This is a genomic window from Chlamydia pneumoniae TW-183, from assembly GCF_000007205.1.
GTDB classification, from domain to species: Bacteria; Chlamydiota; Chlamydiia; order Chlamydiales; family Chlamydiaceae; genus Chlamydia; species Chlamydia pneumoniae.
The window spans coordinates 843849-859708 of the sequence record NC_005043.1; the positions used below are offsets into that span (position 1 = coordinate 843849).

Here is a 15860-nt window from a genome sequence, read left to right on the forward strand (position 1 = left end):
AACACTATATATATAATTTAAAATTAATAATTTAGAAGCGACATAGTTTTTTAACTTCTTTGAAGGCCGTTCAGGACGTAAATGTTTCGTTGCATATTGTTTGGTATTTTCCTACTCACGTGTTTTTCTTCTGGCGGGGTGTTATATTACTTATTCTGTTCCCATGATTTTTCTATAGGGCCTAAGGAAAAATCACGATCCGTGTGGATTGAGGAAGAAAAAGAGTTCACGGATTCCGTATTACATCATCTGCCATCGCAACATCAGCATTTGCATATTCTTTGTTTCCAAGGGTTTTTACTACAGAAGCAACAAAAGTTTTCTCAAGCAGAAAAGATTTTCTCTAAAGTTTACGACGAGGCTCAGGACGGTCCTTTTCTTTTTAAGGAGGAAATTTTAGGATCCCGACTGATCAACAGTTTTTTTTTAGAAAAAACAGACGTCATGGAGACCATTCTTTGTCTTCTGAATCAGCGCTGTCCCAACTCCCCTTACTACCACTTATTTAAGGCTCTAGTATGCTATAAGCAAAAGCTATACCGTGAGGTCATAGAGCAACTAGCCTACTGGCAAGAAGAGAAAACTCGAGCGCTTGCTCCTTTATTGAATATAAGTATTGAACAGCTGCTAACAGATTTTCTGTTAGATTATATTTCTGCGCATTCTCTGATAGAACAGAAAATGTTCCCCGAAGGCAGAGTAATTCTTAATCGCAATATCAATAGGTTATTAAAACACGAATGTGAGTGGAATGCGAAGACATACGATCGTATTGCGATTCTTCTTAGCCGGAGTTATTTTCTAGAGTTGGTAGAATCTAAGTCTGCAGATATTTATTTTGATTATTATGAGATGGTGCTTTTCTATCTCAAAAAGATCTATATTTTAGAGCAGTGTCCTTATGCAGAACTTCTCCCCGAGGAAGAGCTTGTTTCCTTGATTATGGAACACGTGTTTATCCTTCCTAAAGATAAATTATATCCTTTAATTCAGCTCCTAGAGATGTGGCAGAAGCATTATGTTCACCCAAATAGTTCTTTAGTAGTTCAGATATTGGTAGACCGCTTTTCTACACATATGGAAGGGGCTATTCGGTTTTGTGAGGCTTTAGTTTCTTTCTCTGGATTGGAAGAATTACATCAGCAAATTATTACCACTTTTGAAGAGCTGCTTTCAAATAAAGTACAGCAGATAAAAACTGAAGAGGCTAAACAATGTGTTGCCCTACTTCATATTTTGGATCCTTCTATTTCCATTAGTGAAAAATTAGCTCTTTCTTCGGATACATTACAAAATATAGTTTCTGGGGACGACGAGCAGCATACAAAACTCCGCAATTACCTAGATCTTTGGGAAGCCATACAGTCTTATGATATTGATCGCCAACAGCTCGTTCATCACTTAGTTTATGGTGCAAAAGATCTTTGGAAAAAAGGAGGAAATGATGAAAAGGCATTGAACCTTCTTCAGCTGGTCTTGAGGTTTACAAGCTACGATATAGAATGCGAAAGTGTTGTGTTTCTTTTTATAAAACAGGCGTATAAGCAAGCACTGTCTTCCCATGCCATTGCTCGTCTTTTAAAGTTAGAAAAATTTATATCGGAAGCGAATATTCCCTCTATAGTGATTAGTGAGGCTGAGAAGGCCAATTTCTTAGCAGATGCTGAATATCTTTTTGCTCATGAAGACTATGACAAATGCTATTTGTATAGCATGTGGTTGACTAAGGTGGCCCCCTCCCCTCAATCCTATCGCTTAGCAGGGTTATGCCTGATGGAAAATAAGCGTTACGACGAAGCTTTAGAATTTCTCTGTATGCTCTCACCCAATGATAGTATCAACGACTATAAGACGCAGAAGGCATTAGCATTTTGCCAAAAACATCAATCTAAGGACCGAGCTGCCTCTTAGCATTCTCCCCCCATCTTTTCACTCTTAAAGTAAAGAGTTTTTGTGTAGTAAATTTTTTATAGTTTTGCTTAGGAACTATTCTCCGAGTGTTTAGGAAAAGATTTTCGAATCTTCATGCATTCATGTTATGTTAGACTCTATAACGGAATCAAAGTAGGGATGGGCATTGCACACAGAATTTGCTCCTTTTTTAGAAGACTTAGTACATCAGCAGGTGATATCCCCTTTAGACATCGCTTTTGCTTCTAAGCACATCTCTTCGGACTTTGAAGAGTCTTTTGTTTTTCTCGCGGTCTCCTCAGCGCTTTGGCGTTATGGTCATCCTTTTCTTTCCCTTGAGGAAAATCGCATTAGACCTTCTCTAGGAGGGATCTCAGAAACAGATTTGTATCGGGGATTTCATAACCTTCCTAAGGAAGTTCGAGATAAATTATTTGTCGTTGTTTCAGGACGTTTGTATTTACGGTCTCTGTATACGATACGATCGAAACTCTTAGACAAGCTTTCGTTGCTTTGTTCAGCAACCCCGAATTATTTTCCTCCTTCTATAGATTCTTCGATCCTTTCAGAAGAGCAAAACTTTATTTTTAATAAAATAACTCAAGGATGTTTTTCTATAGTTTCTGGAGGCCCAGGAACAGGAAAAACTTTTTTAGCTGCACAACTCATCCTCTCTTTAGTGAAGCAGCAACCTAAGTTACGTATTGCTATAGTATCTCCTACAGGAAAGGCCACGTCTCATATTCGTCAGATTCTTATGAAATATAATATATTTGACGACATGGTGTTGATGCAGACGGTGCACCACTTTCTTCAGGAGTATGCGTACCGTCGCTATAACTCTATAGATGTCCTTTTAGTAGATGAAGGCTCTATGGTAACTTTTGACTTGTTGTATAGTTTGGTACAAACCCTACAGGGATATGAGAAAGACAAAAAACTTTATACCTCGAGTTTAATTATTCTCGGAGATACCAATCAATTGCCTCCTATTGGCATTGGGGTTGGAAATCCCCTTCAAGATCTCATAGGATATTTCCATGAAAATACGTTTTTCCTGAAGACATCGCATAGGGCAAAGACTGGAGTTGTGGATCAGCTGACTCAATCTGTATTGCGTGGCGAAATGATTTCTTTTTCTCCTCTCCCATCGATATCCTCAGCTATAGAAGTCTTGAAAAATCGTTTTGTAAAGTCGTTACGTCAATCAGAAGCACGTTTGTGTGTATTGACTCCTATGCGCCATGGCCCTTGGGGGGTTCTGAACTTAAACACAATGATACATCAAAGATTGGCGAGAAGCGATCCTGATTTACGTATTCCTATTATGGTGACGAGTCGTTATGAAACTTGGGGACTATTTAATGGAGACACAGGATTACTGTGTTTAAAAACTCAGAAATTGCATTTCCCTCAACATGAACCCATAGATTCTAGGGCTCTATCACAATACGTCTACAATTACGTTATGTCTGTACACAAGAGCCAGGGGAGTGAATACGATGAGGTTATTGTAATTATTCCCAAGGGAAGCGAAGTGTTTGGGGTGTCTATTCTCTATACTGCAATTACCCGAGCTAAATATAGAGTTTCAGTTTGGGGAGATCCCGAGACGTTACATAAGATAATTAAGAAGTCTAATTACTAGATTCTTATCAAAATAAAAAAACCCTCAAAGAATACTCTAAGAGGGTTTTTTTGCTGCGAATGTCGTTAAAAACTATCCTATTTTAGCATAATCTTTAACAAAGTTTATGACACAGCTAATCAATCCAAGAATAGCCATAATTAGAACAGCATGGACTCCAAGAATAGCAGGAAGGAATAGAGAAAGAGTGCCAAGAGCATCACAAACTAAATCAACTACATCTCCAAGCCATGCAATGAAGGCGTTTCTTATAGCTTTGGAACGTGCTGCGAATTCGGCAGAAGGCTTGTTTCTGTTTTCGGGGTCGGAGATTGTTTCAGGCCTGGTGCTTAAAATTCTGTAAAGTGAAATTGAACTCTCAGTTAAAGAGCATCCTGTAGCCACTAAGTTTAGGCAGGAAGTCACCTTACATCCAATTTTGTTTGCATTGGCTCCTAAGGAAACCACGTCCATTTCATGTAAGAATGTAGCTGTTCCAAGAGTCTTTGATGCTAAACGAGCAACTTTTCCTGTGATAGTTAGGGCTGATCGTCGTTGTAGTTTTTGAGTCATACAACCCTCAGCATCTGCTTCGTTGCAACGTCTGAGTTCTCCTGTTTCCTCATCAGTTTCGAAGATCATAGAACCATTAAGTAGTTGGCCCCACAACATAGCTCCTGCCACTGCAGTGTTCACTCCGTCAGCGGCACCCAGAAACCCTTCAGTTTTCTGCAAAGCAGCATGTGCATAATGGGAGCTTCCTAAAGCATGTCTAGAGATTGCTGTGGAATTTTTAATTGCTCCGACGATGTCGCCGGCAAACAAAACGTTATTGTGTAGAGACATTGATTGCTGTCTGAATAAATTGCCTGAAGCTCTGATTGCCGGAGTCCAAGATCTTAAATGCAGAAGTGCTTGTCTACCAAGATGTGCTGTTGCCATAATCTACCTAATTATTAGATTGTTTTAAGGTCACGATGCTCTCGCGTTAACTTTTAAGGTTGCTTTAGATTTAATGCGTGCTGCCTTATTATCTTTGAAGATACCTCGCTTTACAGCCTTATCTACAACACTGTAGACGGATTGTAAGTTGCTAAGAGTGGCTTGAGTGTCGTCGAGTTTTAAAGATGCTTCAAACTTTTTGACTATTGTTTTCACTTTAGATTTGAAGCTGTGATTGATTAACTCTCTTTTTTGAGCAGTTAGAATGCGTTTTTCAGCAGAAGGTCTTCTTTGTATAACGTTTTTTTTATTCGGTTTTTTAGGTGCCATAATATCTCCAGACAAGACAAGAACTTTAAGATTTAAAATAAACTGCTATTAATTGCAGATCAATTGAGAGAGAAAGGAAAGCTTTTTCTTATTTTCGATACACATATTAAGAAAAAAGAGAATTTATGAGAAATAAAAAAAGTTTTATGCCAACATAACAATAAGAATGGTCTTAAAAAAATACTTTTCTAATCAAATAGAACTTATGGCTATGAAGAGCAATTTATTCTTATTTTTGTTGATATAAGGATTTATTTTTTATGTTATTGGTAAGGAAATGGTTGCATACTTGTTTCAAATATTGGATTTACTTTCTTCCGGTGGTAACGCTACTTCTTCCCCTAGTGTGTTACCCTTTTCTGTCGATTAGTCAAAAAATTTATGGATACTTTGTTTTTACTACAATTTCTTCTTTAGGCTGGTTTTTTGCATTGAGACGTAGGGAAAATCAATTAAAAACAGCAGCTGTTCAGCTTCTTCAAACAAAAATTAGAAAATTAACAGAAAATAATGAAGGGTTAAGACAAATTCGAGAATCTCTTAAAGAACATCAGCAAGAGAGTGCTCAACTGCAAATTCAAAGTCAGAAGCTTAAAAATAGCCTATTTCATCTTCAGGGTTTACTTGTGAAAACTAAGGGAGAGGGGCAAAAATTAGAAACTTTGTTACTTCATAGAACAGAAGAGAATCGATGTTTGAAAATGCAAGTAGATTCTTTAATTCAGGAATGCGGAGAAAAAACAGAGGAAGTACAAACTTTAAATCGAGAGTTGGCTGAGACTTTAGCCTACCAGCAAGCTTTAAATGACGAGTATCAAGCGACCTTCTCTGAGCAACGCAATATGCTGGATAAGCGGCAGATCTACATTGGAAAGCTGGAAAACAAGGTTCAGGATTTAATGTATGAGATCCGTAACTTGCTTCAGTTAGAGTCAGACATAGCAGAGAATATTCCTTCTCAAGAATCGAATGCTGTTACGGGAAATATTTCTTTACAATTGTCTAGTGAGTTAAAAAAAATTGCTTTTAAGGCTGAAAACATAGAGGCAGCCTCTTCTTTAACAGCATCACGTTACCTTCATACAGATACGAGTGTGCATAACTACTCTTTAGAGTGTCGCCAGTTATTTGATAGCTTAAGAGAAGAAAATCTCGGGATGCTTTTTGTCTATGCTCGTCAATCCCAACGTGCGGTTTTTGCTAATGCGTTATTTAAAACGTGGACGGGGTATTGTGCAGAAGATTTTTTAAAATTTGGTAGTGACATAGTGATTTCTGGGGGCAAACAGTGGATGGAGGATCTTCATTCCTCTAGAGAAGAATGCTCTGGTAGATTAGTGATTAAAACGAAATCACGAGGTCATCTTCCTTTCCGTTATTGTTTAATGGCTTTGAATAAAGGCCCTCTTTGCTATCATGTTTTGGGGGTTCTTTATCCTCTCCATAAAGAAGTGCTTCAGAGTTGATACTATTTCTTCTTCTATGAGGAAAGTTGTATCAAATTGTTGGTAAGATATTGATTTTCGTCAGCGTATAAGATAAAAATCCCTAGATTTCCTATCTTCCTTTGACTAAACTGTCCTCTAAGGCTAGAAATCCCCTTGTTTTATTCCAAGTAAGAAAGTTGTTCATGAATACACAGAATAGCCAAGCTACAGAAGTTTCATCAGAAGAAGAATCTCAAAAGAAGTTAGAAGAGCTTGTTGCTCTTGCTAAGGAACAGGGTTTCATCACATACGAAGAAATCAATGAAATTCTTCCTATGTCCTTCGACACTCCGGAGCAAATTGACCAAGTGTTGATTTTCTTAACTGGAATGGACATTCAAGTTTTGAATCAAATTGATGTTGAAAGGCAGAAAGAGAAGAAAAAAGAAGCTAAAGAGCTTGAGGGTTTAGCTAGGAGGACTGAAGGGACTCCTGACGATCCTGTTCGGATGTATTTGAAAGAAATGGGTACAGTACCTCTCCTTACTAGGGAAGAAGAGGTAGAAATTTCTAAGAGAATAGAAAAAGCTCAAGTACAGATTGAAAGAATCATTTTACGCTTCCGTTATTCTGCTAAAGAAGCGATTTCTATAGCCCACTATTTGATTAGCGGCAAGGAACGTTTTGATAAGATTATTTCCGAGAAAGAAGTAGAGGATAAGACTCACTTTCTTAAGTTACTTCCCAAGCTAATTACCTTGCTTAAGGAAGAAGATACGTATTTAGAAAACTTATTATTGTCTTTAAAACAGCCTGATTTATCCAAGCAAGAAGCAGCTAAATTAAATGACAGTTTAGAGAAGTGTCGTATTCGGACGCAAGCCTACTTGCGTTGTTTCCATTGTCGTCATAATGTCACTGAAGATTTTGGCGAAGTTGTTTTCAAGGCTTATGATTCTTTCTTACACTTAGAACAGCAAATTAATGATTTGAAAGTTCGTGCAGAAAGAAATAAGTTTGCTGCTGCAAAGTTGGCAGCAGCTAAGCGTAAGTTGTATAAAAGAGAAGTTGCTGCTGGAAGGACTTTAGAAGAGTTCAAGAAAGATGTACGTATGTTACAGCGGTGGATGGATAAGAGCCAAGAAGCCAAAAAAGAAATGGTGGAGTCCAATTTACGTCTAGTGATTTCTATAGCCAAAAAGTATACCAACCGTGGGCTTTCCTTCTTAGATTTAATTCAAGAAGGGAATATGGGCTTGATGAAGGCTGTCGAGAAGTTTGAGTATCGCCGTGGTTATAAGTTCTCGACGTATGCCACCTGGTGGATTCGTCAAGCTGTGACTCGTGCTATTGCGGATCAGGCAAGAACGATCCGTATTCCAGTCCATATGATTGAAACCATCAATAAAGTTCTTCGTGGAGCGAAGAAATTAATGATGGAAACAGGAAAAGAGCCCACTCCTGAAGAGTTAGCAGAAGAGTTAGGATTAACTCCTGACCGTGTTCGGGAAATTTATAAGATTGCTCAGCACCCCATCTCTCTACAAGCCGAGGTTGGAGAGGGTAGTGAAAGTTCCTTTGGGGATTTCTTGGAGGATACTGCCGTAGAGTCTCCCGCAGAGGCTACGGGGTATTCTATGCTTAAAGACAAGATGAAAGAGGTCTTAAAGACGCTTACGGATCGTGAGCGATTTGTTTTGATCCATCGTTTTGGCCTTCTTGATGGCAAACCTAAGACTTTAGAAGAAGTGGGTTCTGCCTTTAATGTTACTCGTGAGCGTATTCGTCAGATTGAAGCCAAAGCTTTAAGGAAGATGCGTCATCCTATTCGATCGAAACAATTGAGAGCATTCTTAGACTTATTAGAGGAAGAAAAAACCGGAACTAGCAAAGTTAAGAGTTTGAAATCCAAATAGTCTTTGAGTAAAAGGTTCGTTTTTTATAGCCTTGTATAAAAAATATTGCTCTGGTGATTGCTATAGAACGTTATCAGTTAATTATATCCAAGTTTCGTATGTGGTTGTTTTTAGGGTGTTCTGTTGAAGAGCGTCATTTTAAGCAGCCTGTTCTTATTTCAGTGACTTTTTCTTATAACGAAGTCCCGTCTGCTTGTTTATCCGACAAGCTTTCAGATGCTTGTTGTTATCTAGAGGTCACCTCTCTTATTGAAGAGATTGCGAATACAAAGCCTTATGCTTTAATAGAGCACCTGGCTAACGAGCTATTTGATAGCTTAGTGATATCTTTTGGAGATAAAGCCTCCAAGATAGATCTAGAGGTAGAAAAAGAACGGCCACCTGTTCCCAACCTATTAAATCCTATAAAATTTACAATTAGTAAAGAGCTATGTCCGAGCCCCGTTTTGTCTGCTTAAGTTTAGGATCAAATTTAGGAAATCGTTTTAAAAATCTACAGATTGCTCGTACTTTATTAGGCGAACAAGCTGTTTTAGGTCTACGTAGTTCGGTAATTCTAGAAACAGAAGCCTTGTTATTACCGGGATCTCCTCCAGAGTGGGACCTTCCTTATTTTAATTCGGTACTTGTAGGGGAAACCACCCTATCTTTGCGAGAACTACTGGTTACTATCAAACAGATAGAGAAGGTGGTAGGTAGAGCAGAGGAGTCGCCCCCATGGTCTCCTCGAACCATAGATGTAGATATTTTGCTTTATGGTGACGAGTCTTTTTGTTGTGATCACACCGAGATAACGATTCCTTTGTCCAATTTGTTATCACGTCCTTTTTTGATTGCTTTAATAGCATCTCTTTGTCCTTATCGTCGATTTTGCACTCAAGGTTCTCCTTATCACAACTTTACATTTGGAGAGTTGGCGCATCACCTTCCCTCACCTCCAGGGATGATTCGTAGGAGTTTATCTCCAGATACGATGTTGATGGGGGTGGTAAATGTGACTAACGACTCTATGTCTGATGGGGGCATGTTTTTAGATCCAGAAAAAGCAGTGGCTCAAGCTGAGAAGTTATTTACAGAGGGCGCTGCAGTTATAGATTTTGGAGCTCAAGCAACAAACCCTAAAGTAAAGCAGTTTTTATCTGTAGATCAAGAATGGGAGCGTCTGGAGCCTGTTTTAAGGTTGTTAAAAGAGACTTGGTCCAATAGAAAACAATATCCAATCATCTCTTTAGATACGTTTTATCCTGAAATTATTCTTAGGGCTATGGATATTTATCCGATCCAGTGGATTAATGATGTCTCTGGGGGATCACAGTCTATGGCTGAGGTCGCTAGGGATTGTGAGCTATCCTTGGTTATGAATCACTCGTCTTCGCTTCCTGTGGATCCTAAAAATATCTTGTCGTTTTCTGTCCCTATTGGAGAGCAACTGTTGAGCTGGGGTGAGAAGCAACTTAAGATGTTTTCTGATGTTGGTCTGAACGCAAATCAGGTGATTTTTGATCCCGGTATAGGTTTTGGGAAGGGGGCTGCGCAATCTTTGGCTACTTTGTATGAGATTGCGAAATTTAAGCGTTTGGGATGCCCTATCCTTATTGGACATTCTCGAAAATCGTTCTTATCTTTATTTGGTAATCATGATCCCAAGGATCGTGATTGGGAAACCGTAGGTCTATCTATACTCTTACAACAACAAGGTGTGGACTACTTGCGAGTGCATAATGTTGCTGCTCATCAAAAAGCTTTATCAGTAGCTGCTTGTGAAGCCTGTGCACCCATCTAATTTTGAAAATCCTCTAGGTGTCGAGATGTGTAAAAATAGAGGGGTCCGCGGGATCGTGGCTTGTGATCCTAGAGGGGTGATAGGTTTAGAAGGAAAGCTTCCTTGGCATTACCCTGAAGATCTCCAATTTTTTTCTGAAACCATACAAAAATTTCCTATTGTTATGGGAAGAAAGACTTGGGAAACACTTCCTAGGAAGTATTTTGTTGATAGAGCAGTCGTCGTGTTTTCTCATGAAAAACGACAGGGAGTGCACGGGGAGATCTGGGTAACTTCTTTAGAAGAATTCCTGCTCTTAGATCTTTCTTCGCCGACATTTTTAATCGGTGGTGGTGAGCTTTATTCTCTTTTCTTAGAAAATCAAATTGTTCGAGATTTTTTTATTTCTCATATCAAAAAAGAATATGCTGGTGATACATTTTTCCCTTTGTCCTTGCTAGAGACATGGACCAAAACTGTGCTTAGAGATACCCAAAAGATCACAACGTGTTACTATGAAAATCACCACAGTCAAAACACCAAAAATATATCCTTATGATGACCTATATTCTATTCTAGAGTCTTCATTGCCTAAGTTAAACGAACGCTCTATTGTTGTGATTACGTCTAAGATAGTCTCTTTATGTGAAGGTGCTGTTGTAGAACTTGAGAAGGTTTCTAAAGATGAATTAATAAAGCAAGAAGCAGATGCCTATGTTTTTGTAGAGAAATACGGCATATATCTAACTAAGAAGTGGGGGATACTCATTCCTTCAGCGGGGATTGACGAGTCCAATGTTGAAGGTTATTTTGTGTTGTATCCTAGGGATTTTTTGCTTTCCGTGAATACTCTAGGGGATTGGTTAAGGAATTTCTATCATCTCGAGCATTGCGGAATCATTATATCGGATAGTCATACGACTCCGTTGCGTCGGGGAACTATGGGTTTAGGCTTATGTTGGAATGGTTTTTTCCCTTTATATAATTATGTAGGAAAACCAGATTGTTTTGGTCGTGCTTTGAAGATGACTTATAGCAATTTATTAGATGGTTTATCGGCAGCTGCGGTTCTTTGTATGGGAGAGGGAGACGAGCAGACTCCCATTGCTATTATAGAGGAAGCTCCCAAGATTACCTTCCATTCTTCTCCAACTACATTACAAGATATGAGCACTTTAGCAATCGCTGAGGATGAAGATTTATATGGTCCTCTGCTACAATCTATGGCATGGGAAACTCCCGCACCAACCTCCTGAGGTATTATGACATCCTGGATAGAATTACTTGATAAGCAAATTGAAGATCAACATATGTTAAAGCACGAATTTTATCAGCGTTGGTCTGAAGGAAAGTTAGAAAAACAACAACTTCAAGCTTATGCCAAAGATTACTATTTACATATTAAAGCATTTCCTTGTTACCTTTCAGCGCTGCATGCTCGCTGTGATGACTTGCAGATTCGTAGACAAATTCTTGAGAATCTCATGGATGAAGAAGCTGGAAATCCTAATCACATAGATTTATGGAGACAGTTTGCTTTATCTCTTGGAGTTTCTGAAGAGGAGCTTGCCAATCATGAATTCAGTCAGGCTGCTCAAGATATGGTAGCGACATTTCGCCGCTTATGCGACATGCCACAACTTGCCGTGGGTTTAGGCGCTCTCTATACTTATGAGATTCAGATTCCTCAAGTCTGTGTAGAGAAAATCCGTGGTTTGAAAGAATATTTTGGAGTTTCTGCTCGAGGCTATGCATACTTTACTGTACATCAAGAAGCTGATATTAAACATGCCAGCGAAGAGAAAGAAATGCTACAAACTTTGGTAGGCAGAGAGAATCCTGATGCTGTTTTGCAAGGATCACAAGAAGTTTTAGATACTCTATGGAACTTTTTGAGCTCTTTTATTAATTCAACGGAGCCTTGTTCTTGTAAGTAGTATCTTGGCAGGTCTAGAATTTTTGGATCTTATTAGCTTAAAAAATAGGATCATGCATCTGTAAACAGAATCCCCCCTCCTAAAGTATTAGAAGGGGGGATTCTTTGTCTCAAGGTAATTTGTAGAATCTCTATGTTTTCTATTTAGAAATTACAATTTAAGCTTCTACTGTTTGAGCAGGAACTTCCTGAGGTGTTTCATTAGCATGAACAGAGGGAGTTTTATTCGCTGCAATTACATCGTAGATGCGCTTCTCAATTTCCTTAAAAAGCTTTCTATTACGTTTAAGTTCTTCACGAACAAATTCTCTTCCCTGTCCTAACTTCTTCTCTTGATAGTTGAACCAAGAACCTTTTTTCTCAATAATATTATATTCGACAGCAAGATCTAGGATACAACCTGCAGAAGAAATCCCTTCATTGAATAGGATGTCAAATTCTGCGATTCTGAATGGAGGAGCAAGTTTATTTTTAGCTACCTTCACTTTAATTCGATTTCCGATGTCAGAGTTATCACTGCCTTTTATTGAACCTATACGGCGAATATCTAATCGTATTGAAGAGTAGAATTTTAAGGCACGTCCTCCCGTAGTAGTTTCTGGGTTTCCGAAGCTAACACCGATTTTCTCTCGGATTTGGTTAATGAACACTGCACAGGTTTGGCTACGTGATAGGGTAGCGGTGAGCTTGCGTAATGCTTGAGACATCATACGAGCTTGTAGGCCTACGTGTACATCACCGATGTCTCCTTCGAGTTCGCTTTTAGGAACTAAAGCGGCTACAGAGTCAATAACGATAACATCGACAGCTCCTGAACGCGCGAGCAATTCTGCTATGCTTAATGCATCTTCACCACAGTCGGGTTGAGAAATCATAAGATCATCGATATTGACGCCAATAAGAGATGCATAACTAGGATCTAAAGCATGTTCAGCATCTATATAGGCAGCAACACCGCCCATTTTTTGAGCATTCGCGACAATATGGGTAGCTAGTGTCGTTTTCCCTGAGGATTCAGGACCAAAGATTTCGATCACCCGTCCTTTGGGGACCCCATGAATTCCAAGAGCTAAGTCTAAAGATAAAGCTCCTGTTTTGATGGTGGAGATTTCATGTGTGGCAGAGTGTCTTCCTAAACTCATGATGGACCCAGCGCCGAATTGCTTTTCAATATAAGCAACAGCAGCTTCTAGAGCCTTTTTTCTATCAGGTAAATTCATGTAAATGCTCCTCTTGGTTTCCATATTCCCCAGAGAATAGTTCTGTTTCTCTGAGAATCGAGAGAAATAGAGAAGTTCTTCTCATAGTTAGTTGAGAGATTTGGGGGTGGAAGGTTTTAGATGATGTGTATCATTCTGTATTGTTTTGCTCTCTATGCATACTTGAATTTGCCATGGCAGTCAAGGCAAAAAGTAACTTCAAGATGGCTTGTTATTTCTCAATAAATTTAAGAAAAGCACTAGAATACAAGGACCTTAGTTTCAGATAGTATATCTAAATTATGAAACTGAAAAAATAGATCTATTGGATGCCGAGATTCCTTTAACAAGGGAAACTATTTTCAAAAAATCAAAAGAACTTCTTCTTATTTCTAACATAAATAGATTTGGGAAAGGGGGATGTCATGACTTTCTTGGGGAAGTCTATCGATTTTTTGTTCGCAGTAGCCGATGCCGATGGTTCGTATAGAGGGATAGGGATGTTGTGCTAACCAGCGATCGTAGAAACCGTGACCATAACCAAGCCGATAGCCCTGCTGATCAAAGGCAAGGCCCGGAACGAGCACGTGGGTAATCTTATCACTCGAGATCGGTGTTTGTTTCGAGAAGGGATCTTTGGGATGCACAACGGAAATAAGATCGTCTATCGAGGGGATAAGAACAGGATAGAGGTTTTCCTGATCAATCTTGGGAAGAGCTAGGGTACATTTCTGGATAAGTATGCGATTTGCTTCTTGCATGTCTATTTCGTGATTGAAAGAGACAAAAGAGAGAACGACGCTCTCTTTAGAAAAGCTGCGAACGAAAGAGGCCACTGCAGAAGAGGCCTCATGCTTGCGTTCTTCAGAGAGATCCCTGCGTATAGAGATAAATAGTTTACGTAGTGCGGATTTCTCTATTTTAGGATCAGTCATAGGGAAGTTCTAGTTGAGCAAAGGTTTGCCGTCCTGATAGGGGATTTTTTTAGTAATAGTTCCCGCCGACGAGAAAAATACTGCAGTCCCACAACCACGATCTATTTTAGAGTAGGGATGACGGTCTCCAGGGCGGAAGTACTCTCCTTTAATTAGAAGATCATTATCATACTCTTCGGTCGCCATGATCTGTCCTTCAGGGTAGTAAATGGTCAGTAACCCGGATTTTTTGTTATTTACGAGTTCTTTACAACTTTCTAAGGTTCCTCCGGGATACCAAGTTTTTACTATCCCATTTAAAATTCCTTCATGCCAATTAAGAAGCAGCTTGGGTTTCCCTGTCTCAGGATAAAAGAAAAATTCTTCTCCGTGCTTCGCGCCTTGCAAAAGGTTATACGTTTGGACAATCTGTGTTCCGGAGTTGTCGAATCTGGTAACTTTTCCATAAGGTTTCCCTCGGTAAAATGCCCTAGTTTCTATAACGGCATACTTGCCGTAGATTGCTTGAATGCCGTTCCCTTCGTGTATAGTCGCATAGATTTCGTGAGTTTGAGGATCTAAGTACTCTGCTTTTAGGAGTCGTCCCTCATGATATTCTTCCCAGGCTAAAACATCTTCTTCGGAATCTTCGCTGTAGCGAATCGAAAGACCGTGTCTTTTGCCTTGTTGGTAATTCTGTTCTTTGAGCAGTTTCCCCGAAGATGTGTATGTCAGGAATTTACCTTGAGGAACTCCCTTATGATAGGGACACTCTTTCCAAATATTCCCATTAGTATGGTAATACACCGAAGATCCTTCGAGCAGCCCTTTTTCATAGACGATAGCGGCTTCTAAGATACCTTCATCATTATAGGCAAATGTAGTTTGATCAAATAGCCAGCCAGACTCTGCTGAGGGATGAAGATCCGCAATACCTCCGATAACCTCAGCTTGGATTTTGATATTCCCGTTGACGTGCCATTCACGATATCTTCCATAAGCACGATTATTGAGACACTCCAGGTACTGCTTAATTTGCCCGTTAGTGTGATAGGCTGTTAAACAAGAAACGTTATCTCCGCGTTTGTTTTTATACATCCTCATGACCTTTTGATAGGGCTGGGGAGCAAGAAAGTCTACCTTGGTGTATTTCTTTAGCTTCTCTTTAGAGCAAATAGTTTCTGACAGGCCGTTTCTATCAATGATATTGATCCCTGTAAGGGTGAGTTTCTCATAGTCACCTGTTTTCCCATAAATGGGACTCATGGCAATTAGAGAAGAACATAGAAATAAGCAAAAGAGTTTTTTTATATCCATCGACTTATAGCCTCAGCATGTGTTAACCAGACCTCATTTCCTAGAGGCGTAGTTTGTTTTGTCATTTTCCAACAGGTGAAGAAAACTAGGGGCGCGACAGGGTTCTCTGGGTTGAAAAGAGAAAACAAGGACTCGATATCTTCATTATCCATTTCAGTAGCTTGCTCTAGACGCACAAATGCAAAGTCATTGTGCATTTGTTCGCAGTTCCAGACGAGCTGGTGATTTGATTTTTCTAGAGCACGCTTTCTTTCCCAAACTTCTTTACTTTGTGCTAGCAAAGAATTTGAGTTTAATTTGTTTAAACGTTCGCGTTCTTTGGATAGAGGGCGTAATTGCTTGCAAGAGGCATTTAAACTTTCTATTGAGAGGTTATTGCGATCCTTAGAAATGCGAGCATTGTGTTTGATCACCTGATCTTCATGATCTCTTATAACTTTCAGTGTGAGAATCTGAGAATTTAGATCAGACCAACGCTGAGAGATCTTCACGTGATTTATGGTAATCGCTAGGACGGGAAGTATACTCAAAAGAGAAAGAAAACTAAGAATTAAAATAGAAATCCATTTTTTCATAAGA

The 15860-nt window shown here is 39.2% G+C and carries 15 protein-coding genes; 9 read left to right on the forward strand and 6 right to left on the reverse strand.

What is annotated here, in order from left to right:
• Window positions 1–81: 81 nt before the first annotated feature.
• On the forward strand, window positions 82–1911 hold the full coding sequence (locus CPB_RS03880) for a DUF1347 family protein (protein ID WP_010883388.1): 1830 nt from the start codon (window positions 82–84) through the stop codon (window positions 1909–1911).
• Between the two features lie 166 nt (window positions 1912–2077).
• On the forward strand, window positions 2078–3559 hold the full coding sequence (recD, locus tag CPB_RS03885; RefSeq protein ID WP_010892272.1) for an exodeoxyribonuclease V subunit alpha: 1482 nt from the start codon (window positions 2078–2080) through the stop codon (window positions 3557–3559).
• 72 nt (window positions 3560–3631) lie between these two features.
• Here recD and CPB_RS03890 read toward each other — a convergent pair whose 3' ends face one another.
• Together CPB_RS03890 and rpsT are read right to left on the reverse strand one after the other, a co-directional pair.
• Window positions 3632–4480: a hypothetical protein gene (locus tag CPB_RS03890; RefSeq protein WP_010883390.1), complete on the reverse strand. Its 849-nt coding sequence runs from the start codon at window positions 4478–4480 to the stop codon at window positions 3632–3634.
• Between the two features lie 30 nt (window positions 4481–4510).
• Complete coding sequence (gene rpsT / locus CPB_RS03895) at window positions 4511–4810, reverse strand: 30S ribosomal protein S20 (protein WP_010883391.1); 300 nt, start codon at window positions 4808–4810, stop codon at window positions 4511–4513.
• 260 nt (window positions 4811–5070) lie between these two features.
• Between rpsT and CPB_RS03900 the strand changes: the two genes are divergently transcribed.
• The 7 genes from CPB_RS03900 (at window position 5071) to CPB_RS03930 (ending at window position 11852) form a co-directional block, all read left to right on the forward strand.
• A complete protein-coding gene (locus CPB_RS03900; protein ID WP_010883392.1) occupies window positions 5071–6276 on the forward strand; it encodes a hypothetical protein in 1206 nt (401 codons plus the stop codon).
• Between the two features lie 164 nt (window positions 6277–6440).
• Entirely contained in the window at window positions 6441–8153 is a 1713-nt protein-coding gene (locus CPB_RS03905) for an RNA polymerase sigma factor (protein ID WP_404987420.1), read from the forward strand.
• Window positions 8154–8206: 53 nt separating this feature from the next.
• Window positions 8207–8611 carry a dihydroneopterin aldolase gene (folB, locus tag CPB_RS03910; protein ID WP_010883394.1) on the forward strand — a complete coding sequence of 135 codons (405 nt, stop codon included), beginning with the start codon at window positions 8207–8209 and terminating at the stop codon, window positions 8609–8611.
• Window positions 8584–9936, forward strand: a complete 1353-nt coding sequence (gene folP, locus CPB_RS03915; RefSeq protein ID WP_010883395.1) for a dihydropteroate synthase — start codon at window positions 8584–8586, stop codon at window positions 9934–9936. Before folB ends, folP begins: the two co-directional genes overlap by 28 nt.
• A gap of 25 nt (window positions 9937–9961) precedes the next feature.
• Window positions 9962–10474 carry a dihydrofolate reductase gene (locus CPB_RS03920; RefSeq protein WP_010883396.1) on the forward strand — a complete coding sequence of 171 codons (513 nt, stop codon included), beginning with the start codon at window positions 9962–9964 and terminating at the stop codon, window positions 10472–10474.
• Window positions 10431–11171: a putative folate metabolism gamma-glutamate ligase gene (locus tag CPB_RS03925; RefSeq protein ID WP_010883397.1), complete on the forward strand. Its 741-nt coding sequence runs from the start codon at window positions 10431–10433 to the stop codon at window positions 11169–11171. The genes CPB_RS03920 and CPB_RS03925 overlap by 44 nt, the downstream gene beginning before the upstream one ends.
• A 6-nt stretch (window positions 11172–11177) precedes the next feature.
• A complete protein-coding gene (locus tag CPB_RS03930) occupies window positions 11178–11852 on the forward strand; it encodes a CADD family putative folate metabolism protein (protein WP_010883398.1) in 675 nt (224 codons plus the stop codon).
• Between the two features lie 157 nt (window positions 11853–12009).
• Here CPB_RS03930 and recA read toward each other — a convergent pair whose 3' ends face one another.
• From recA to CPB_RS03950, 4 genes are all read right to left on the reverse strand, one after another.
• On the reverse strand, window positions 12010–13071 hold the full coding sequence (gene recA / locus CPB_RS03935) for a recombinase RecA (RefSeq protein WP_011126219.1): 1062 nt from the start codon (window positions 13069–13071) through the stop codon (window positions 12010–12012).
• A 371-nt stretch (window positions 13072–13442) separates the two neighbouring features.
• A complete protein-coding gene (locus CPB_RS03940; protein ID WP_010883400.1) occupies window positions 13443–13985 on the reverse strand; it encodes a 5-formyltetrahydrofolate cyclo-ligase in 543 nt (180 codons plus the stop codon).
• Between the two features lie 9 nt (window positions 13986–13994).
• Entirely contained in the window at window positions 13995–15281 is a 1287-nt protein-coding gene (locus CPB_RS03945; protein WP_011126220.1) for a toxin-antitoxin system YwqK family antitoxin, read from the reverse strand.
• A complete protein-coding gene (locus CPB_RS03950; protein WP_010883402.1) occupies window positions 15272–15856 on the reverse strand; it encodes a hypothetical protein in 585 nt (194 codons plus the stop codon). Before CPB_RS03950 ends, CPB_RS03945 begins: the two co-directional genes overlap by 10 nt.
• Between the last annotated feature and the right edge of the window lie 4 nt (window positions 15857–15860).